Source organism: Brevundimonas sp., from assembly GCF_013912005.1.
In the GTDB taxonomy this organism is placed as follows: domain Bacteria; phylum Pseudomonadota; class Alphaproteobacteria; order Caulobacterales; family Caulobacteraceae; genus Brevundimonas.
Genome location: NZ_JACESB010000006.1, coordinates 39,672 through 60,310 on the forward strand (window position 1 = coordinate 39,672; position 20,639 = coordinate 60,310).

Here is a 20,639-nt window from a genome sequence, read left to right on the forward strand (position 1 = left end):
GATGCTGACCCTCACCTCGCTGGGCGGAGCCGGGACCGTCACCGGCTCGAAGCACCTGCTGGAGCACGATGGCCGCCGCATCCTCGTCGACTGCGGCCTGTTCCAGGGGCTGAAGAACCTGCGTGAGCTGAACTGGGCGAAGCTTCCCGTCGATCCGGCCTCGATCGACGCGGTCGTGCTGACCCACGCCCACCTCGACCACTCCGGTTACTTGCCCAAGCTGGTCCGCGATGGCTTTCGCGGGCCGATCGTCTCCACGCGGGCCACCCGGGAGGTGGCCGAACTGATCCTGAAGGACAGTGGTCACCTGCAGGAGAAGGACGCCGAGTACGCCAACCGCAAGGGCTTTTCGAAACACAAGCCGGCCTTGCCGCTCTACGGCCTGCGCGACGCCGAGCGGGCCATGGAGTTCTTCTCGCCGGTCGCGACCCACACGCCGATCGACCTGCCCGCCGGCGCGAGGCTGACGCTGCGCCGCGCCGGCCATATCCTCGGCGCCGCGACGGCGGAGATCGAATGGGGCGGCCGCCGTGTCGTGTTTTCCGGCGACCTGGGGCGCTACGACGACCCGGTGATGGTCGACCCGGAATTGGTCCCGCAGGCGGATTACCTCGTCGTGGAGTCGACCTATGGCAATCGCCTGCACGAACGCAGCGACCCCACCGAGAGCCTCGGCCAGGTGATCGAGCGCACCACCGCGCGCGGCGGCAGCGTGATCATTCCGGCCTTCGCGATCGGTCGGGCGCAGTCGCTGCTCTATCATCTGTGGCGCCTGAAGCAGGCCGGCCGGCTCGGCCTGATCCCGGTCTATCTCGACAGCCCCATGGCCATCGACGCCACGGCCCTGCTGCACGCCTATCGCGAAGACCACCGCCTGCCGCCGGAGGTGTGCGAGGCGGTCTGCGCCGTCGCCACCTACACCCGCGATGTCGAGGACTCGAAGGCCATCATGACCAACACCGTGCCCAAGGTCATCATCTCCGCCAGCGGCATGGCGACCGGCGGCCGGGTGCTCCACCATCTCAAGTCTTTGGGACCCGACCGGCGCAACACCATCGTCATCTCCGGCTTCCAGGCCGCCGGCACCCGCGGCCGGGCTTTGGCCGACGGAGCCCGGGAGTTAAAAATCCACGGCCAGTGGGTCCCGATGCAGGCCGAGGTCGCCGACTTGCCCATGCTCTCGGCGCACGCCGACGCCGACGAAATCCTGCGCTGGCTCGGAGGCTTCGAGCGGCCACCCAGAGAGACCTTCATCGTGCACGGCGAGGCTTCCGCCTCGGAGGCGCTCCGGGTGAGGATCGACCGTGACCTCGGTTGGCAGGCGTCGGTTCCCCTTCAAGGCCAGGTGTTCGAACTTTGACCGGGTTGGCCGATCGCGCGCCGACGCTGAAAGCCCGCCGGCTGCGGCTGCATACGCAGCACGAGCCGGTGGTGATCATGCGGAGCGACTGCCACGTCTGCCGCTCCGAGGGCCTGGCCGCCCGATCGCAGGTGCTGCTCGCAGCGGGGGACAGGGCGGTCCAGGCGACTCTCTTCCAGGTCGATGGCGACGCCTTGCTGGCTCCGGACGAAGCGGCCCTGTCGGAGGCGGCCTGGACGCTGCTGGGCGTTCAGGAGGGCGATCCCATCCACGTCAGCCATCCGCCGACGCTGGAGTCGCTATCGAGTGTTCGCCGGCGCATCCACGGCCATCGCCTCGACGCGGAGGCCATGGCCGGGATCGTGCGCGACGTCGTCGCCGGCCGCTACAGCGAAATCCACCTTTCGGCCTTCCTGACCGCGACCGCGGCTTGGCCGCTTGATGGCGACGAGACCTCCCACCTGACCCAAGCGATGATCGAGGCCGGAGACCGGCTGTCGTGGAACGCTCCGATTGTGGTCGACAAGCACTCGATCGGCGGCCTTCCGGGCAATCGCACTACGCCGATCGTCGTCGCCATCGTGGCGGCCCTCGGCCTGACCATGCCGAAGACCTCGTCGCGCGCCATCACCTCGCCGGCGGGCACGGCCGACACGATGGAAACCCTGACCAAGGTCGATCTCGACATTCCGGCGATGCGCCGGGTGGTGGAAGCCGAAGGGGGATGCCTGGCCTGGGGCGGCGCGGTCCGTCTCAGTCCGGCGGACGACATCTTCATCCGCGTCGAGCGGGTGCTGGACATCGACACCGAAGGCCAGCTGATCGCCTCGGTGCTGTCAAAGAAGATCGCGGCGGGTTCCACCCACGTCGTTCTCGACATCCCGGTCGGCCCGACCGCCAAAGTCCGGAGCGAGGAAGCGGGCCGCGCCTTGGGCGAGCGCCTGGTCGAGACCGCCTCGCGGTTCGGCCTCACGGCCGTCTGCCTGCAGAGCGACGGCTCCCAACCGGTCGGGCGGGGCGTGGGACCGGCGCTGGAGGCGCTGGATGTTCTCGCGGTCCTGCAGAACGATCCAGACGCGCCCGACGACCTGCGGCGCCGGGCTTGCACCCTGGCCGGCGCCGTGCTGGAGCTGGCGGGCGCCGCGGCCGAAGGCGACGGCTTCGGAGCCGCCGCGCAAGCGCTCGCCGACGGGCGCGCATGGTCGAAGTTCCAGCGGATCTGTGAGGCCCAGGGCGGGCTGCGGGTTCCGCCTGCCGCCGCCCTCCGGCGGCCGCTTGCGGCGACCCGCTCCGGCCGCGTCGTCCACATCAACAACCGCAAGGTCGCCCGGTTGGCGAAGCTCGCCGGCGCGCCGGACGCCAAGGCGGCGGGGCTGGCGGTGGAAGTTCGCCTTGGCCAGGAGATCGCGGCTGGGGACCCCTTGCTGACGGTCCATGCCCAGACGCCGGGCGAGCTCGCCTACGCCCTGGACTACGCCGCGGCGAACCTGGATCTCGTGGAGATCGAGGCCTGACGGCGGAGCTAGACCGTCAACCAGACGAGGGCCAGGTAGCCCGCCAAGGGGAGGATCGCCGCCCAGCAGCCCCAGTAGAGCGCCTCTTCCCACCACGCGGCCGGCCGATCTGCGTCCAGCCTGCGCCGGGCCGTCATCGCCCCGAGATGGGCGAACAGGCCGACGGCGAACGGCTGGGCCGCGGCGGTCTTCAGAACGCCCGCCGCCAGCGCGCCCAAGCCGAGGCCGGCGGGCGCCGCGCCGACAACCGAGAGGGTGTCGAGGGCCTTCGCCCGCCGGGCCAGGGCGACGTCAGGCGCTGGCTTGGCCATGGGCCGCTCCGTCTTGATGCGGATGTCCCTGGCGGACATGCGCCCGGGGCCCGAGCCGCGTCCGCTTCAGCAACAGGGCGTTGATGGCGACCAGGGCCGAACTGCCGGACATGGCCAGGGCGGCGATCTCCGGACTGAGGGTGAACGGATAGAAGACGCCGGCCGCCAACGGGAAGGCGATGACATTGTAGCCGACGGCCCACCAGAGGTTCTGGTGCATCTTGCGCAGGGTGGCGCGGGAGAGGGCGATCGCCTTGACCACGTCGGCCGGGTCGGAGCGCATCAGCACGACATCGGCGCTCTCGATCGCCACATCTGTCCCCGCGCCGATGGCGAAGCCGACGTCGGCCTGGGTGAGGGCCGGCGCGTCGTTGACGCCGTCGCCGACCATGCCGACCTTGTTTCCTTCGTCCTGCAGCGCCTTGACCTTCGCGGCCTTGTCGCCCGGCAGTACCTCGGCCAGGACGATGTCGATCCCCAATTCATCGGCGATGCGTTTGGCGGTGCCGAGGTTGTCGCCGGTCATCATCGCCACCTTGACCCCCAGCGCCTGGAGCGCCTCGATCGTCTGACGCGCGGTGGGACGCACGGCGTCGGCGACGGCGATCAGGCCGATGATCCGGCCCTCCTCGGCGATATGGACGACGGTGCGGCCGGCGCCCTGCAGGCGCTCGGACTCGGCGGCGAGATCGCCGAGATCGACGCCGTGCTCGGCCATCAGGATGCGGTTGCCGGACAGCAGCTGACGGCCCTCGACGGTCGCCATCAGGCCCTTGCCGCCGAAGGACTGGAAGTCCGTGGCGACCGCCACCGGCAGACCCGCGGCGCGCTCGCGCACCGCCTTGGCGATGTGATGCTCGGAGCCTTGCTCGATGGCGATGGCCCGGGTGAGCAGGGCCGTCTCGTCGAGCCCGGCGGCGGGCACGACCTGCACCACCTTCGGCGCGCCCATGGTCAGAGTGCCGGTCTTGTCGAAGACCACGACATCCAGCTTGACCGACTCCTCGAGGGCCGCGGCGTCCTTGATGAGGATTCCGTTCTGGGCCCCGAGGCCGGTGCCAACCATGACCGCCATGGGGGTGGCGAGGCCCAAGGCGTCCGGGCAGGCGATAACGAAGACGGTGATCGTCAGGGTCATGGCGAACAGCAGCGACTGGCCGATCACCCAGAACCAGATGGAGAAGGTCAGGAGGCCGATGACGATCGCCGCCAGCACCAGCCATTGCGACGCGCGATCGGCGAGCAACTGGGCCGGGGCCTTGGAGTTCTGGGCCTCCTGGACCAGTTTGACGATCTGGGCGAGGGCGGTGTCCGCCCCGATCCGGGTGGCGCGATAGCGAAACGCCCCGGCGCCGTTGATCGAGCCGCCGACCACGGTGTCGCCGACCGCCTTGGCGACGGGCAGGGATTCTCCGGTCAGCATGGACTCGTCGATGTCCGAACGGCCGTCCTCGATGGTCCCGTCGACGGGGATCCTGCCGCCGGGCCGCACGATGACCTCGTCGCCGACGATCACTGCCGAGGTCGCGATTTCGATCTCGACTCCGTTCCGCCGCACCCGGGCCGTCGGCGGCGCGAGGTCCATCAGATGGCGGATGGCCTCGGATGCGCCGGCCCTCGCCCGCATCTCAAGCCAATGGCCGAGAAGGATGAACACCAGCAGCAGGGCGGAGGCTTCATAGAACTGGGGCGCGTCGTAGAAGAAGGTCGAGCCGATGCTGAAGAGATAGCCCGTGCCCACGCTGAGCAGGACGAGGACGGCCATGTTGAGGGCGCCGCGGCGCAGCGCCCGAACTGCCGCCACGAAGAAGGGCCAACCCGGATAAAGGATCGCGGCGCTGGCGAGCACGAACAAGGTCGGCTCGAGCGGCAGGCCGAAGGGCGGCTCCATCTTCATGAAGTCCATGCCCATGGGGGCCAGGAAGAAGATCGGGATCGTGAACAGCAGGCTGATCAGGAAGCGATTGCGCATGTCCCGCGCCATCGCCTGCATGTCGGCGCCGGGGCCGTGACCCATGTCGTCATGGGCCGAGTGGGCGTCGCCGCCCTTCGCCGTCCGGGGTCCGTGCGCGGCGTGGTCGTGATGCGACGCAGCGTGGACGAGCGCCGGCGGGGCGGTGTCGGCGTCCGGCGCGCAGACGTGGCGGGGGAGGACCTCGCCCCGGCAATGGAAACCACAATCGCGCACCGCCTGGCGCAGCGCCGCGACGCTCGTCCTGGACTCGTCGTAGGTGACGGTCGCCGAGGCCGAGGCGAAGTTCGCCGCGACCTGGGCGACACCCGGCAAGGCGCGGAGTTTCTTTTCGACCACGAGGGGATCGAGCGGGGTTCTGAAGCTGGTGACGTCGACGGTCGCGGTGCGCAAGGGAACTCCTGGACGGAAGGCGGGTCAGGCGGCCGCGGGCGCGCCCAGTCGAGGTAGAAACGCCGGCGTGACGGCCTTGTAGCGGCGGTAGGCGTCGCCGAACTCCGCCAGCACGGCCTTCTCCTCGGCCAACGCCAGCCGCCAGTAGGTCACGACCAGGATCGGGAACATGATCAGGGTCAGGAGGGTCGGCCACTGCAACAGGAAGCCGAACATCACCAGCACGAAGCCGACGTACTGAGGATGACGCATCCGCGAGTAGGGGCCGGTGGACGCCAGCACGCCCTCCTTCTGGGCCCGGTAGAGCACGGACCAGGCGGTCGAAATCAGCCAGAAGCCCCCGCCGATGAAGACGAAACTGAGGATGTGGAACGGGCCGAAGTGGGGGTTGGCCTTCCAGCCGATGGTCATCTCCAGCAGGTGGCCTGCATCGTGCGACAGCCAATCGACGCCCGGGAACCGCGTCTGCAGCCAGCCCGACAGCAGGTAGATGGTGAGCGGAAAGCCGTACATCTCGGTGAAGAGCGCCACGATGAAGGCGCTGAAGGCGCCGAACGCCCGCCAGTCGAGGCTCGTCCGCGGCTTGAAGAAGCTGAGCGCGAAGAAAATGAAGAGGACGGAATTGACGATCACCAGGGACCAGAGGCCGTAGGCTTGGGGTGTCTGGGTCATGGTGCGCGCCCGCTGTCGGGGTCTTGAGCGCGGGGGGCCTGTGCATGGCCCCCGTGCGAGCCATGTCGCCCATGCATCGTGAAGTGCATGAGCGGACAGAGGAGGAGCAGCAGCAGAGGCGCCCATCCCAGCAGGTGCATTCGATGTTCGAAGGCCAGCAGGGCCAGGAGCGTCAGGGCGAAGAGCCCGATCACGACCTTCGCCGCCAGTCCCAGGTTCGTCCTCATCTCAAGGCCCTCCCTCCAAAGGATACGCAGCGAAACGGTGAGCCCCTCGCCAGGGTGTCCGCAGCGGCACCTCCCTCGACGCAGGCTGAACCGGGACCCCACGGGCCGCCTTGATCTGACGCAAACCGAAATTGCCCCCGCCGCGGCCCCTGGCGGAAGCGGAATTCACCCTCGGTTTCGACGGAGCCAGTCGCCGGCAAGGCGGGCGATCATCGACTGTTCGTCTGTGGGGAGCACAAGCACATTGACGGCCGAGTCTCCGGCGCTGATGCGTCGGTCGCCTGCGGTGTTCCGGGCCTCGTCCAGGCGGACGCCGAGCCAGCCCGCGGCCGCGCAGATCCGCCGCCGGATCTCCGGCGAGTTCTCTCCGATGCCGGCGGTGAACACCAGGGTGTCCAGGCCGCCCAGCGCGGCGGCGAGGGAGCCGATGGCGCGACCGGCGCGGTAGACGAACAGGTCCACCGCCTCGCGGGCTTCCGAGGCGCCGCTGTCCAGCAGGACCTCCATGTCCCCGGAAAGGCCGGAGACGCCCAGCAGGCCGGAGTGGTGGGCGAGCAGATCGGCGACCGCGTCGGGCGACAGGCCCCGATCGCTAATCAGATGCAGGACCACGCCCGGATCAAGCGCGCCGCTGCGGGTGCTCATCGGCAGCCCATCCAGGGGCGTCATCCCCATGGTCGTGGCCATACTGCGCCCGTCATGGAGCGCGCAGAGGCTAGCTCCGGAGCCCAAGTGGGCGACGATGGTCCGGCCGCCCGCCTGCTCGCCGAGGACCGTCTGCAGCGCCTGCGCGATCCAGGCGAAAGACAAGCCGTGAAAGCCGTAGCTCATCACGCCGTCGCCGCTGAGGGCGCGGGGCAGGGCGTAGAGGCGCGCAAGCCGGGGCTGGGAGTGATGGAAGGCCGTATCGAAGCATCCCAGGTGCGGAACGCCGGGGATCGCCGCCATGGCCGTCTCGACGCAGGCGATATTGACCTCTTGATGCGCTGGGGCCAGCGGCGCAAGCCGCCGCAGGTTCGCCAGCACCCGTCCGTCCAACGGGGTGGGTTCGAAATAGTCCCGACCGCCATGCACGATCCGGTGCCCGACCGCCGTGATCTCTCCGAGCCGCTTCGCGGCGCGCAGGCGCTCGAGCAGCAGGTCCAGAGCTCGCGAGGCCGACATCGGCCCGCCTGAGAGCGGCTCGTGCCGAGACTCTGTCGCGTCTTCCCGCCGGACGCTCAGGCGCGGTTCGCCGGCCAGTCCAGCGACGGAGGCGCTCCAGACCCGCCGTTCGCCGAGCTCGTCATGGAGGGCGCACTTCAGGCTGGATGAACCGGCATTGATGGCGAGGATCAGACCAGCCACTGTCGCTCCGACTCGACGGCTCGGTTTACGAACCCGGACAAGCAGGTTCGTTCCTGGGCCGGGGTTTGTGAAGACAGGGAAGAGGACGTCGCATGACGCACGACGACGCCGGTCGGCCGAGCCGGGACGAGGTGCTCAATCGGGCGTGTTTCTGCATCACGCTCGAACGGCCGGCGCTCGAGACCGCCCTTCGCCGCGAAACCTCAGATCCGCAATTGATCGACGCCCTGCTTTCCGAGCGTCCGCATCTATTCTCGAACGCGCCCGTCTTCGTCTCCAAAGAGGACCTCGCGGCTATGACCGTGGTCGTGGAGGCCTTGGAAGCGGCGGCCGAGACCCCAAGCTACCAGGAGCAGGTGCTGAGCTGGGCGCCCGAGATCGCTCGGCGGGATTTTGGCCCTCGCGGCGCCTTCATGGGGTACGACTTCCATCTGGGCGACGACGGGCCGCGGCTCATCGAGATCAACACCAACGCCGGCGGCGCCTTCCTCAACGCCATCCTGGCGCGGGCGCAGAGCGCTTGCTGTCGCGAGGTGAGAGAGGCCTTTCCGGTTGACGGGTCCGGAGCGTTCGAGGCGGCGGTCTGGCGCATGTTCCTCGACGAATGGGCGTCGCAAGGGAGGGCTGGGCAGCCCGGCCTGATCGCCATTGTCGACGACAGGCCGACGGAGCAGTACCTCTATCCGGAGTTCCTGCTGGCGAAGTCGCTGTTCGAACGGCGCGGGGTCGAGGCGGTGATCGCCGATCCGACGGAGTTCGACCACGCCGGCGGCCGGCTGTCGCACCGGGGTCGTGCGATCGACCTGGTCTACAACCGGCTCGTGGATTTCGCTTTCGAGGCGGAAGACCACCGACCGTTTCGTGACGCCTACCTCGATGGGGCGGTGGTGGTGACGCCGAACGCCCGAAATCACGCTCTGCTGGCCGACAAGCGGAACCTGGTGCTGCTTTCCGACCCGGCGGCTGTGCGCGCGTTGGCGCTTCCGGATCGACACGAGCGGGCGCTGGCGGCGATTCCGAGAACCATTCTCGTGACCAAGGAAAACGCTGAAGCGATGTGGGCCGACCGCAAGCAGTTCTTCTTCAAGCCCGCGGGCGGGCACGGCGGCAAGGCGGTCTACCGTGGCGACAAGATCACCCGCGGGGTTTGGGCGCATGTGAGCAAGGGCGGCTACATCGCCCAGGAGGTTGCCCCGCCCGGTGAGCGCCGGCTCCGCGTGGACGGCGAGGTGCGGTCTCTGAAGCTGGACGTCCGCCTCTACACCTACCGAGCCAGGCCCCTTCTTGCCGCCGCCCGCCTCTATCAGGGCCAGACCACCAACTTCAGGACTCCCGGCGGCGGTTTCGCGCCGGTCTATGCGGCGTAGGGGCGGCGACGGAGGGGATGCGGGCGGTAAGCCCAGCCCTTAAGTCGACCGTTGCGGCAACTCCCAGTTGCCATCATCGGCGAGGTGTCCGAGCCTCGCCCGTCTTTCCAGACGGGTGAGTGCGATGCCGACAACAGTGGTCAAGCCGATCCATTTCGAAGACTTCGGCGGCGTGGATTTCGAGCGCCTGGTCTTCGCCTACCTGCTGCGGGCGGGCTGGGTCGATGTCGCCTGGCACGGCCAGACAGGGAGTGACTTGGGCCGCGACATCATCGGGACGCAGGTCTTCGATGATGAACCTAATCGCCGAACCGTCGTGCAGTGCGTCAATCGCAGCAGCCTCACCAAGACCAAGGCCGAACGGGACATGCGGCGGCCCGCCGATGCCCCGACCGGAAAGCCCGACGCCATACGCTTCATCTGTCGCGCCAACATCTCGTCGGAGCGACGGGACCACGTCAGAATCTTTGGCCGGTCGCTCGGCGTAACGCACGCCGACGCCTGGTCGGGCGGCGAGTTCGAGGAGCATCTGCGCCATGACGCCGAGTTCCTGTTGCGGCGGTTCGTGGAAGGCGTGGCGTTCCCCGACGGCGCTGAGGATTTACGCCGGTTCATTGGCGATTTCCCGGACCTGACTGACGATGACGCACTGCAGCTGATGGCGGCGGTGTTCGATCGTCCCGTCTTCCGCACGCCCTTCCAGGGTGAAAGCCAGTTGCCGGCCTTCCAACAGGCGATCAGCGACACCATCGAAGCGCTCAACACCGGCGTGTGGCGAACGCGGGAAGGGCTTGAGGTGCGGCGCATCCCGTCACGCCATCACATCCGGTCGGCCGCCGTCCGGGCAACGTTGGCGACCGTCGTCGAGAAGCTCGACCTCACGCGCGAGCTGTTCAGGGCCCGGCTGGCCGACGGTGGCGTGCGGCATTGCGACTGCGGCCAGGAGGACTGCCCCGTATTCATGGTAACTGAGGCGGCGGCAGCTGAACTCGACACGGCGAGAAGGGACGCGCTGCGGACCTTCGGCTCGGTGACCCACGGGTTCGATGTCGAAATCCGGGAAGGCCGCTGGTGAGTGCGCCCTCGCTCTATGCTCGGATGCGCGAGCACGGGACGCTGACGGAGACGCCCAAGGACATCCCCGACGCGGTTTTCGCGCTGCCGTCGACTCTCAACTGGATGAAGGCCCTGGCGATCCTGACTACGGAACTTGGGGTGGATTTCCAGAACGCGCGGACCTTCTACCAGCGCGTCCAGCGACGCGACCTGGCCGAGCCGCAACTTAACTCGGTCTTCGAGCAACTCCTTTTCTCTCTCAATCAGCTCGCGGCCCTGCGTGCCCTGACGGCGGTCCCGAACAAGGCCGATGTCGCCCGGGTCGGCATCGTGACCTGGTACTATGGCGTCTACGGCGCGGCCTCGGCGATGATCGCGGCCGCAGACGGGTCCTTTCCGGAGACTCACGCGATGACGGCCCTGCAGTGGGACCGGCAGTTCGCCAACCCCAAGCTGGCGATGCCGCCCTTCGCCGATCGACTGAGCAGTGTGAAGAAGACCGACGCCGACGCAGAACTGGCGGCGCCCCGATCGCGCGGACAGTATTCGTTGACCATCACGCCAACAACGCTCGAACAGGCTTGGGGGTGTAGTGCGGAGTACCTGTCCGGCACCGCGGCCTGGGAACGATGGAACCAGGAGCAGCGGGTCCGGAGTTCCCCGGCCTTCAAAGCCTTGGAGGTCGAGGACTTTCGCACCAAGGCCGCCCGGGAACTGCGCGACGCCGCCTTCGTCCGAAAGAGCATCTGCTTCCTCCACGAGGCGTCCCGCTATCGCGGCAAGGCCAACTATCGGGACGCCATCTATCTCGCCTACGGCAGGTCTGTCTCGACCCTGGTCGATGGCTTCATCGACGATCTGGCGATCGTGCTGTCCCGCTTCTCCGCCATGGCCGCGGGCTACAGTTCGGTGCGGATGGGCAGGGACCGCTGGACCGAGTTCATGACGGACCTGGAAGCCCGGCGGGCTATTTCACTCTCGCCATTGGAGGTGTGGTCGTAGATGCGCGAAGGCGCAGTGGGCCAGCAGGGCTGATAGCAAGCCTAGACTCACTGTAGTGTCAGCCGTGCTACAAGCGAGGCCGGGGACCCCGGAAATCGACCTTGCGACCGAAGTAAACAGCTATGAATGTGCTGCTGATAGGGTCTCCGGCGTTGTCAATAGGTCGCGAAAGATGTCCGGATCACCGACTTTTTATTTCATCCGTTTTCACTAGTCTTTTCAATGGCGTTAGATTTTTCCGGTCTTCTGATCGGCCTGAGCCAGGCTGTCGACAAGAAAATCCCGATAAAACAAATAGTTATTTAATTTCAAGTGATCGAGTGGGAGTGAGGGGCGGCGGGCATGCGGGAGCGCCCTCCGGCGAGGGGCTTTCGTTGATGACGTCGGGCAGGCGCCGGAGCCTAAATCCAGTGGGTCTGCTCCTGACGGCCTTCTGACCTTCGCCGTGTCCGGTTGCGGATTCCTGTAATCGGCCGATAAGGGCAACATGGTCTGGCCGCAGACAATGGAGGCTCTTCGCCTCTTGCTCGCGGTGTTTTCCGTGGTACTCGCAGAAGGCGAGTGGGGGCTTAGGTGACGGACCAGAGCAGCGCCGACATCGGCACGGTCGTCGGTCAGGCGGATTCCGGCCTCGCCTGTCTGGCCATGCTGCTGGCGTTCCACCAGATGCCTGCTGCTCCCGAACAGCTGAGGCATTCGCTCGGCCACGGCGAGCCGGCTGACGAGGCTGACCTCGTCGGGCTGGCCAGACGTCTGGGGGCTCGCGCCAAGTCGGCGTCTGTTGATGTCGAGCGGCTTCTCGATCTCCCGCTGCCGGCCATCTGACGGGACGCGTCCGGGAACTTCTTCCTGATCGCAGCGGTGCGGGACGACGAAGTCCTGATCCAGCGGCCGGGCGAGCCGGCGCAGCGGCTGCCTCTCGGGCGGCTGGCGGAAGGGTGGTCCGGCCGGCGCTTGCGGCCAGACCGCTGATGAAGCGGAAGCCCGTCGCCGCGCTTGGGCCGCAGCTCATCAGCCGCGGCCGTAGGGTCCTGCTTCGCGATTTTGACTGCGGGGCTGCCAATCTGGATGTCGTGTTTTTGGCGCTCAGGGAATGACCGCTCCTGGCGCGGAGCAGTACTGCTTCGCGCCGCCAAGGAATGGCCCCGGTTAGCTGACCGCGAGTTCGACCAGCTGAGCTGCTATCGCGGTCCACGCGGCCAAACTCATGGCACAAATAGCTATGGCCCATTTTGTCAGCCATTCGATTTTGTCGCCGATGCGCACCAGGTCATCTTTGGTCGCGAGGACACCTGTGACCGAGCGCCCTGCGTTAGACGGAGCGTGAATGTTTGACTCAGTTTCAATCACGCTGCGCCTCGCTATCATTTCGAGTTGCGGAAAGCCGGGCCTTCCAGCCGCCCTGGACGGTGACCCAACCGCGACCAGAACTGCCTGCGCATGATGCGTCCCTGAAGTCGCCCCAGACAAGCGAGAAGTATGGCGGTAGAGTTCGGCTTCCAGCGTGCCTAGGAATGGCGTCTTTCCGCCTTGCCGGCAACGCTGGAAGCGGTGCCTAGCGGAGCTCCCCATCACGCGGGAACGTCCACGGTCCCAGATATACTATGGTGACCAGTGCGAGCTCCCGCACCCAATATCGCAGTCTCATCGCCGTCCTGGTCCCCCAGGGCGGCGATTTTGCGTTGGGCGGCCCGGCTCGACCTTGCGGCGCGCCTGTCGGAGCATGTCATCGTCCCGATCGGGCCTGCGCACCGGCCCCGGCGTCAGCCGCGGGCGCGCTGACGCTGCTCCGGGAGGGCTTCCCGGCCGCCGGCGCTCTCCGCCATCCGGCCGGCCCTCCGGCGTCGGTCACAGGCGCCAGCGCAGGCCGAGGCTGAAGCTGCGTCCGGCGCGGCCCAGCTGCAGCAGCCGGCTGCGGTCGCCCTCCCAGGCCATGTCCGTGGCGTCGGTCAGATTGGTCGCGCCGACGACCAGCTGCGCCGCGGGGCCGATGTCCCAGGTGGCCTGGGCGTCGAGATATCCGGCGGGGGCGACCACGAACGAACTGACGCCGCCGCCCTGCATGTCGGCCTCCGACCGGAAGGCGGAGCGCCAGGACCAGGACAGCGCCAGTTCGAACGGGCCGCGCTCGAAATAGGGATTGAGCGACCAGGCGAGGTCGGAGACCCCCGCCAGCTCGCGCCGCGCGCCGCTGGTCCGGTCGGTGGCGCTGGCGCGGGTCCAGGTGGCGCTGGCCCACAGGCCCAGACCGGACGGAAGGCGGTGGTTGAAACCGAGCTCCAGCCCCGTGGTCCGCGCATGGCCGACGTTGCGCGGCCGCGACATCATCACCTCGGCGGTCACCGCCGCGCCGGCCCGGGTCTCGAACACCAGGGCCTCGGGCGCCTCGACCGTCAGGATGAAGTCGTCGATCGACTTGTGAAACGCCGCCACGCTGAGGGCCCCGCGGGGGAAGCTCCACTCCCACGACAGGTCATAGTTGGTCGACCGATAGGGCCGGAGCGCCGGATTGCCCCCCACGCCGGTGAAGATGGTGCCGGGGGCGGGATCGTCGATCTCCGCCTGGCCGCGATCGAAGATGGCCCGCACCAGGGTGCTGGCCGGCACGGTGGCGGACCTCAGGTCGGCCAGCGACGGGCGGGTGATCGTGCGCGAGACCGCCAGCCGCAGCAGCCGGTCCTCGTCCAGCTCGATGGCCAGGTTGGCGCTGGGCAGCCAGACCCGGTGCGAACCGGCGTGTCCGGCCGGCCGGACCTCGAGGACGCCGTCGGCGTCGACGCCGAGGATGGAGCCCTCCACCGCCGTCCGGACGTCGACCAGCCGCACGCCGAGATTTCCGAAGGTCGGCCGGCCCCCGAGCTCTCCGGCCACGTCGAGGCGGACATAGGCCGCCGCGATCCGTTCGCCGACGCGATAGGAGTTCTGAAGGTCCGCTCCGGTCGGGGCCAGATCCCGGGGGCGGGGCGACACTCCGTCGAACTCGCCGGGAATGACGAAGGCGGTCTCGAACCAGTCTGATCCGGCGGTGATCCAGGGGCCGGGCCGGACCGTCAGCAGCCGTTCGAACACGGCGTCGGGCGTGGCGGCGGCATAGGCGCCGGCGGCGGGATCGAAGCCGGGCCGCAGCGCCGCTTCCCGGTCGCGCCGCTGGTAGTCCCGGTTGCGGTCGCTGATCTGGAACCCGACCTGCACCGCCGACAGGCCGCCGGGCCCCCGGCCCTGAAGCGGTCGCCGGGCGTCGAGCCTCGCCGTCACGTCGTCGTCCCGGGACTCCACCGCCCGGACGTGGAGGCGCGGCGGTCCGAGAAGGGCCGGGTCCAGCAGGTCGAAACCGGTCGACAGGCGGGCCGCCCGCCGGCGGGTTGCGGCGTCTCCCAGGTCGAAGGCCCAGGCGACGTCGGATGCGGACGTGGCGGATATGCGCTGCAGCGGCGTGTCGAGCACGGAGCGGGCCAGCGAGCCGCTGAGCCGCGGCGTGATCCGCCAGTTCCCCCGGCGCCAGACGGCGCCGACGGACGCCGCCAGGTTCAGGTGGGACTGGTCCGAGAACTCGGTGTTGTTGTCGATCTCGCCGTCCGCGACCGCTCCGGCCACCACCACCCCGTCCCGCACCCGGGCCGAGGCGCCCGGCGCCTGCAGCCGCTCGCCGAGGCCGAACACCAGCCGGTCCTCGCGGATCGCGTTGTCGAAGGTCGAGGCCAGGGCGTCGACATCCAGCGACAGGGTCGGAGACAGGCGCCAGTCGGCGCCTAGGAAGGCGCTGCGCCGGCGACGATCCTCGCGCTCCACCGTGGTGCGCACGTCGTTCGGCGCGGCCACCGTGACGCCCTCGAGCGCCAGATCCCGGTAGCGCTGGATCTGGAAGCGGTCGTAGAGCACCGACCGCTCCTCCTGCGCCACCCCCGCGACCACGCCGCGCTCGCCGTCGGCGGAGACCAGCCGTCCCGCGACGGAAACGTCCGGCCCGAGCCGTCCCGTGCGCCGTTCGAGACCGGCGCCGGCGCGCACGGTCAGGAACGGCTCGCCGTCGAGCCCGCCGACGGTCTCGATGTCGATATTGGCGCCGATGCCGCCGTCGATCAGGTCGGGCGTCGCGGACTTGGTCAGGCGGGCCCCGGCCAGAAGATCGGCGGACAGGGCGCGGAAGCGGAATTGACGGCCGCTCTGGGTCGAGTTGCGGATGTTCTCGTTGAAGGCCACGGGCGCGCCGTTCAGGGTGACCGACTGGAACAGGGGCCCCAGACCCCGGACGCTGACGAACTGTCCCTCGCCCACCTCGCGCTCGATGGCGACGCCGGGGACGCGCTGCAGGGCCTCGGCGAGATTGGCGGCGGGCGCCTCGCCGATCCGGGCCGCTGAAACCCCGTCCGAGATGACGTCGGCCTCCCGCTTGCGGCGCACGGCTTCGTCGATCTGTTCGGAGAACCGGCCGAGCACCACCACCGGCTCCAGTTCGGTCGGCTCCGCCTCCGGCGGGGCCGGCGGAGGCGCAGGCGGGGGCGCGGCCCGGACCTCCGCCCAGACCCGCACCCCGCGCGGGCCGACGAAGCGGTAGCGCAGGTCCGATCCCTGCAGCATGCGCCGCACCGCCGTCCGCCACGACATCCGTCCGCGCACGGCGCGCGTGCGCAGCCCGGGGCGCGGCCCCAGGAACACCAGTTCGCAGTCGGCGGCGAGGCACAGCTCGACCAGGGCCGCGGAGGCGTCTTGGGCCGGGATGTCGAGGTTGCGCAGGTCGGCGTCCTGGGCCGCAGCCGGCGAGGCCGCCAACGCCAGGCCGAACGCCGCCGCCACGCCGACCGGCAGCGATGGTGCAAGCGGTTTCACGCGGCGATACCCAGTCGAGACGGCGGCGGGAGCAGCCCGATCCCTTAGCGTCGTGGCGTGACAGCTCTGCGATAGCGCCTATTCGGCGCGGATCAGGGTTCGTCCGTCCGTCGTGGTCTCGACCGATATCGGCAGCAGCCGGTCCATCCGCTCGACCAGGGTTCCCTGCCCGGTCAGCGGCAGGACCGCGGTCACCCGGGTGCGGGCCAGCCGGGCGTCGGCGACCACCAGCGGCCGGTCGGCGTAGCGGCCGGCGGCGGCGACCACCTCGGACAGGGGGGCGTCGCGGAACACCAGCCGGCGCTTGCGCCACGCGGTCGGGGTCTCGACGTCGACCTGTTCCGGCCGGCCCGGGCCGTCGGCGGTCAGCCGCAGCCTCTGGCCGGGGAGCAGGCGAACCGCGCCGGCCAGGGCGTCGGGATCGCCGGCGTCCCTGGCGCTGACGGACACCCGGCCCTCCAGCAGGAACACCTCGCCGCCCGCGTCGGTGAGCGCAGTGACGAAGCGGGTGCCGGTCACGATCACCCGCTGGTCCGCCAGGGCGACCTGGAAGGGGACGGCCGCGTCATGCGCCACCTCGAAATAGGCCGCGCCGCGTTCCAGCCCGACGCGCCGGACGTCGTCCGACAGGTCGACCCGGATCGCCGAGTCGGCGTCCAGCGTCACCCTCGACCCGTCCGCGAGCACCACGTCGCGAATCTGCGTCGGCGAGCTCCGGTAGAGCTCGCCGGGGGACCGCAACATCGGCCACGCCAGGGTCACGGCGACGGTGAGGGCGGCGGCCGCCAGCCCCCCGGCCGCCAGCGCCCGGTTCCGCGGCCGCGCGAGCCCGGCGCCGGTCCGGGCGGGCCGCTGGCCGAGCCGGGCCAGGTCGGCCGCGAACATCGCCCGCAGCGGCTCGAGCGCGAGGCTGTCCGCCCTGGCCGCCTCGTACCGGGCGAGGTGATCAGGATCCGCCTCCAGCCACGCCAGGAACCCGTCCTGGTCGCGCGCGTCGACATCCGGCCGGCTCATGCGCGCCAGCCAGTCCTCGGCAGTCCGGGGCCGTCGGTCGAACAGGGCCGTCAGGCGGTCGATCATGAGCGGGCGGGTCTCCTCACCGAAGGCGTACCCGGACGGTCGCCGCGATTCCCTTCACAAGTCACAACGATCCAGCCGGCCGACACCTCAGCCCTCCCGGGATTTTTTCAGTTGGCGGAGCGCTTCCGCGACGTACTTCTCGACCATGCTGACCGAGACCCCCAGCCGCGCCGCGATCTGGCGATAGGTCAGGGCCTCGAACCGGTGCAGCAGGAAGGCGTCGCGGCAGCGCGGGGGCAGGGCGCGGATCACCGCCGCCGCGGCGGCGAGGTTCTGGCGCTGGATGAGGCGATCATCGGCGGGACTGGCCTCGCTGGCGATGGCGCGGGGCCCGGCGTCGAGCGCATGCACGTCGTCGTCCGACCGCCGCCGGGTTTCGCGGGTTTCGGCCTTCCAGCGGTCGTGCTGCAGGTTGCGGGCGATGACGAACAGCAGCGGCCGGGCGTCGGGCGACTCCAGCCGGTGGCCGGCGCGGTGAAACCTCAGGAAGGCGTCCTGCACCACGTCCTCCACATCCGCGGCCGCGCCGCCCTTGCGGGTCAGCCAGACGATCAGCTCGCGGCGCAGGTCGGCGACGACGGCTTCAGGCGACATGAGGCCCTTTCCGGCGCGACGGGCAGGCGAAGACGCCCCCTCGCGAGGAGGGGGCGTCCGGGCAGGGCGGCCGTGCGGGGATCAGAAGCTCGCCCGCAGGCCGAAGGTCACGCGCCGTCCCGACAGCTCGTACATGGTCGGGAAGGAGGGATCCATCGTGTAGCCGGTGGTCGCCTCGTCGGTGACGTTGATGCCTTCCAGGGTCAGCTGGATCGCATCGTTGACGTTGTAGCTGACCGAGACGTCGGTCTGGCCGTAGCCGTCGCGCCAGATCGGGTACATCTCGTAGCCGATGCCTTCGACGTACTTGTCCTTGAAGTTGTAGGACGCGCGCGCCTGGAAGCGGTCGTTCTCGTAGAACAGGGTGACGTTGTAGGTGGACTCGGCCAGGCCGACCGGCGGGGTCGGGACGTCGAGGTCGGACTCCCCGGTCAGCGAGCTGTCGAGGATCGTGTAGTTGGCGTTGATCCCGAAGCCCTCCAGCGGGGCGTAGATCAGGTCCAGCGGCACGATGGCCACCAGCTCGAGGCCGCTGACCTCGTACGAGCCCTCGGCGTTGACGGGCTGGTAGACGTCGAAGTCGTAGACGCCGTCGATGGTGCCGTTGGCGTTGTACTTGGTCACGTTCGGCACGGTGCCGGTGAGCTCGCTGCGGACGACGCCCTCGATCTCCTTCCAGAAGTACGAGACCGCCAGCAGGCCGCCGCCGCCCAGGTACCGCTCCAGGCCGAGCTCCCACTGCCTGGCGTAGGTCGGCTCGAGGTTCGGATTGCCGTCCGTGAAGCGGAAGGAGTTCCAGTTGGCGGTCCGCTTGTAGGCCAGGTCCGTCAGGGCCGGCCGCATCAGGGTCTCCGAAGCCGCGCCCCGGAAGACCAGGCTGTCGGTCAGATCGGCGGTGAAGTTCAGGCTGGGCAGGATCTTGTCGTAGCCGCCGTCGCTGGACACCGGCGCCGGCGTGTAGCCGGTGGAGCCGTTCGGGTTCTGGATCTGATGGTAGCCCGAGGAGGTGATCGAGGTGTCGACCCAGCGGGCGCCGCCGTTGACCGCGACCGGGACGGGGCCGACGTCGAAGTTCAGATCCGCCATCGCGTAGAGGCTGAGCACCTCCTCGGAGACCTCATAGTACTGGCCGGGGTCGAAGGGGGTGAAGAAGCCGTCGTAGCGGAAGGTCCGGCGCGCGTACTCGTTGGAGACCTGGCTCCAAGTCAGGTCGCGGGCGCTGTAGGCGCCGCCGGGCACCAGATCGCCGATCGGGGTCAGTTCGCTGTCGGCCAGCGTGCGCGTGTTGACCCAGATGGTGCTGCCGTTCGAAGGCCCCTGGATCTTCTTCTCGCCGTACTGGCGCTCCTTCGACCGGTCGGTATAGCGGGCGCCGATCTGGATGCTGGTCAGGGCCGGGAAGGCCTCCAGGTCGAAGTCGCGGGTGAAGTCGACCTGGGCCGCATACTTGTCGTCGGTGATGCTTTCGAAGGTGGTCTCGTACGCCTCGAACAGGTAGCGCGAGGGCGCATTGTACATGTCGATCGTCGCCGGGTTGGCGCTGGGGATCGTCTCGCCGCCGGTGTCGGTCCAGCGGGTCCGCGACGGCGCATAGGCGACGTGCTTGAGGTTGGCGTAGTCCAGCGTCTTCTCGGCGCCCGAGTAGCCGGCGAGGGCGTGCAGGGCCCAGTCGTCGCCGCGCCAGTCCATCTCGGCGCCGAACTGGGCGTACTCGGTCTCGTTGATCCGCTCCTTGCTCAGGAACTCGTGCTGGGTGGCGGTGTAGGAGACGTCGCGCAGCACGACCATGCCGTAGTCGGCCAGGGTGGTGTCGTCGTATTCGTGGATGGTCTCGAAGGTGCTGCGGCTCGAGGCGGAATAGGCCGCGGCGTCGTATTCGTCCTCGGTCGCGTCATAGCCGCCGAGCATGGCGTCGAACGCCAGGTTGAAGGTCGAGGACGGGCGGTACTGCAGCGACAGGGTGCCGCCCCACTGGTCCTGGGTGTTCAGATAGGCGCGGTCGCCGACCTTGTCCTGGAAGATGACGCGGCTGGTCTGGTCGCGATCCATGCGGTCGGTGATGATCACGCCGGCGTCGCGCGCCAGAACGGCCTGCGCCTGGGTCCCGCGCCCGCTGCCCGCCTCGAGGAAGCGGAAGGCCGGCCGGAAGTTGATGCCCGAGTTGGAATCCGTCCGGTTGGTCCGGCGCGCGGTCGAGAACGACCCCAGCAGACCCCAGTCGCCCCAGGTGTTGCTGGCGAGGAAGGAGACCTTGGGATCGATCTCCTCGGAGATCGAATTGTAGGCGCCTTCGACCGAGGCGACCAGTTCATGGCCGCGGTAGTCGAACGGACGCGCGGTCGAGATGTTGACGGCGCCGGCGATGCCGCCTTCCTCGTCGGAAGCGCGCGGCGACTTCTGCACCGTGACCTGCTGGATGATCTCCGAGGCGAAGATGTCGAGCTCGACCTCACGCCCGCCGCTGCCCGAGGCGGTCGCCAGGTCGTTGATGGTGACGAAGGTGAACTCGCTCGGCAGGCCGCGCACGCTGACGCGGCCGCCCAGGCCGCGGTTGCGCTCGATGGTCACGCCGGGGATGCGCTGCAGCGCCTCGGCCAGGTTCTGCTCGGGGAAGTTGGCGACGTCGGTGGCGACGATGGAGTCCGAGAAGCCGACGTTGTCGCGCTTGATGTCCACGGCGCGCTCGAGGCTGCGCTGATAGCTGCCGGTGACGATGATCTCGTCCAGCTGGTCGGTCGGCTCTTCGGCCGCGGGGGCTTCCTGGGCGGCGGCGCCGCCGGCGCCGAGGGCGGCGAGGGCGCATCCGCCCATCAGCCACGACAGGTTGGCCCGGCGGCCGGGGCCGCGTCCGTTGCTCGATCTGGTCATTGGTATCCCCGCTGGGTCGATGTTGACGTCGGCGGCCGCCGGCGTGGTC

The 20,639-nt window shown here is 69.1% G+C and carries 15 protein-coding genes; 6 read left to right on the plus strand and 9 right to left on the minus strand.

The window, feature by feature from the left end:
• Position 1 precedes the first annotated feature (1 nt).
• The gene (locus H2038_RS06275; protein WP_092312222.1) at positions 2–1,360 is read left to right on the plus strand and encodes an MBL fold metallo-hydrolase; all 1,359 of its coding nucleotides are present in this window, start codon (positions 2–4) and stop codon (positions 1,358–1,360) included.
• On the plus strand, positions 1,357–2,874 hold the full coding sequence (locus tag H2038_RS06280) for a thymidine phosphorylase family protein (RefSeq protein WP_292110494.1): 1,518 nt from the start codon (positions 1,357–1,359) through the stop codon (positions 2,872–2,874). Before H2038_RS06275 ends, H2038_RS06280 begins: the two co-directional genes overlap by 4 nt.
• 8 nt (positions 2,875–2,882) lie before the next feature.
• On the opposite strand, the gene H2038_RS06285 is transcribed toward H2038_RS06280, so the two are convergent.
• From H2038_RS06285 to H2038_RS06305, 5 genes are all read right to left on the minus strand, one after another.
• Positions 2,883–3,185, minus strand: a complete 303-nt coding sequence (locus tag H2038_RS06285; protein ID WP_092312228.1) for a hypothetical protein — start codon at positions 3,183–3,185, stop codon at positions 2,883–2,885.
• Positions 3,166–5,550 (minus strand): cation-translocating P-type ATPase, encoded by a 2,385-nt coding sequence (locus H2038_RS06290; protein ID WP_092312231.1) that lies wholly within the window; start codon positions 5,548–5,550, stop codon positions 3,166–3,168. The genes H2038_RS06285 and H2038_RS06290 overlap by 20 nt, the downstream gene beginning before the upstream one ends.
• 24 nt (positions 5,551–5,574) lie before the next feature.
• Entirely contained in the window at positions 5,575–6,222 is a 648-nt protein-coding gene (locus H2038_RS06295) for an isoprenylcysteine carboxylmethyltransferase family protein (RefSeq protein ID WP_292110500.1), read from the minus strand.
• Positions 6,219–6,449 (minus strand): DUF2933 domain-containing protein, encoded by a 231-nt coding sequence (locus tag H2038_RS06300; RefSeq protein ID WP_092312238.1) that lies wholly within the window; start codon positions 6,447–6,449, stop codon positions 6,219–6,221. The genes H2038_RS06295 and H2038_RS06300 overlap by 4 nt, the downstream gene beginning before the upstream one ends.
• Positions 6,450–6,614: 165 nt before the next feature.
• Complete coding sequence (locus H2038_RS06305; protein ID WP_292110505.1) at positions 6,615–7,796, minus strand: acetate/propionate family kinase; 1,182 nt, start codon at positions 7,794–7,796, stop codon at positions 6,615–6,617.
• Positions 7,797–7,888: 92 nt separating this feature from the next.
• On the opposite strand from H2038_RS06305, the gene H2038_RS06310 reads away from it, so the two are divergent.
• The 4 genes from H2038_RS06310 to H2038_RS06325 all read left to right on the plus strand — a co-directional run bounded on the left by H2038_RS06310 (position 7,889) and on the right by H2038_RS06325 (position 12,046).
• Entirely contained in the window at positions 7,889–9,163 is a 1,275-nt protein-coding gene (locus H2038_RS06310; RefSeq protein ID WP_092312244.1) for a hypothetical protein, read from the plus strand.
• Positions 9,164–9,299: 136 nt separating this feature from the next.
• Positions 9,300–10,238 carry a hypothetical protein gene (locus H2038_RS06315; protein WP_292110509.1) on the plus strand — a complete coding sequence of 313 codons (939 nt, stop codon included), beginning with the start codon at positions 9,300–9,302 and terminating at the stop codon, positions 10,236–10,238.
• 23 nt (positions 10,239–10,261) lie between these two features.
• The gene (locus H2038_RS06320; protein WP_292110511.1) at positions 10,262–11,221 is read left to right on the plus strand and encodes a hypothetical protein; all 960 of its coding nucleotides are present in this window, start codon (positions 10,262–10,264) and stop codon (positions 11,219–11,221) included.
• Between the two features lie 573 nt (positions 11,222–11,794).
• Positions 11,795–12,046 (plus strand): cysteine peptidase family C39 domain-containing protein, encoded by a 252-nt coding sequence (locus H2038_RS06325; protein ID WP_092312250.1) that lies wholly within the window; start codon positions 11,795–11,797, stop codon positions 12,044–12,046.
• Positions 12,047–13,069: 1,023 nt separating this feature from the next.
• Here H2038_RS06325 and H2038_RS06330 read toward each other — a convergent pair.
• The 4 genes from H2038_RS06330 to H2038_RS06345 form a co-directional block, all read right to left on the minus strand.
• On the minus strand, positions 13,070–16,048 hold the full coding sequence (locus H2038_RS06330; RefSeq protein WP_292110515.1) for a TonB-dependent receptor: 2,979 nt from the start codon (positions 16,046–16,048) through the stop codon (positions 13,070–13,072).
• A 78-nt stretch (positions 16,049–16,126) separates the two neighbouring features.
• Positions 16,127–17,128, minus strand: coding sequence for a FecR domain-containing protein (locus H2038_RS06335; RefSeq protein WP_292110518.1), 1,002 nt, complete (start codon positions 17,126–17,128; stop codon positions 16,127–16,129).
• Positions 17,129–17,215: 87 nt separating this feature from the next.
• Entirely contained in the window at positions 17,216–17,722 is a 507-nt protein-coding gene (locus tag H2038_RS06340) for an RNA polymerase sigma factor (RefSeq protein ID WP_292110520.1), read from the minus strand.
• A gap of 81 nt (positions 17,723–17,803) precedes the next feature.
• Positions 17,804–20,590, minus strand: a complete 2,787-nt coding sequence (locus tag H2038_RS06345) for a TonB-dependent receptor (RefSeq protein ID WP_292110522.1) — start codon at positions 20,588–20,590, stop codon at positions 17,804–17,806.
• Between the last annotated feature and the right edge of the window lie 49 nt (positions 20,591–20,639).

Bases quoted from the DNA above. Each gene is read 5' to 3' on its own strand.
- H2038_RS06275 (WP_092312222.1), top strand. From the start codon at position 2: ATGCTGACCCTCACCTCGCTGGGCGGAGCCGGGACCGTCACCGGCTCG.
- H2038_RS06285 (WP_092312228.1), bottom strand. From the start codon at position 3,185: ATGGCCAAGCCAGCGCCTGACGTCGCCCTGGCCCGGCGGGCGAAGGCC.
- H2038_RS06295 (WP_292110500.1), bottom strand. From the start codon at position 6,222: ATGACCCAGACACCCCAAGCCTACGGCCTCTGGTCCCTGGTGATCGTC.
- H2038_RS06300 (WP_092312238.1), bottom strand. From the start codon at position 6,449: ATGAGGACGAACCTGGGACTGGCGGCGAAGGTCGTGATCGGGCTCTTC.
- H2038_RS06310 (WP_092312244.1), top strand. From the start codon at position 7,889: ATGACGCACGACGACGCCGGTCGGCCGAGCCGGGACGAGGTGCTCAAT.
- H2038_RS06320 (WP_292110511.1), top strand. From the start codon at position 10,262: ATGCGCGAGCACGGGACGCTGACGGAGACGCCCAAGGACATCCCCGAC.
- H2038_RS06335 (WP_292110518.1), bottom strand. From the start codon at position 17,128: ATGATCGACCGCCTGACGGCCCTGTTCGACCGACGGCCCCGGACTGCC.
- H2038_RS06340 (WP_292110520.1), bottom strand. From the start codon at position 17,722: ATGTCGCCTGAAGCCGTCGTCGCCGACCTGCGCCGCGAGCTGATCGTC.
- H2038_RS06345 (WP_292110522.1), bottom strand. From the start codon at position 20,590: ATGACCAGATCGAGCAACGGACGCGGCCCCGGCCGCCGGGCCAACCTG.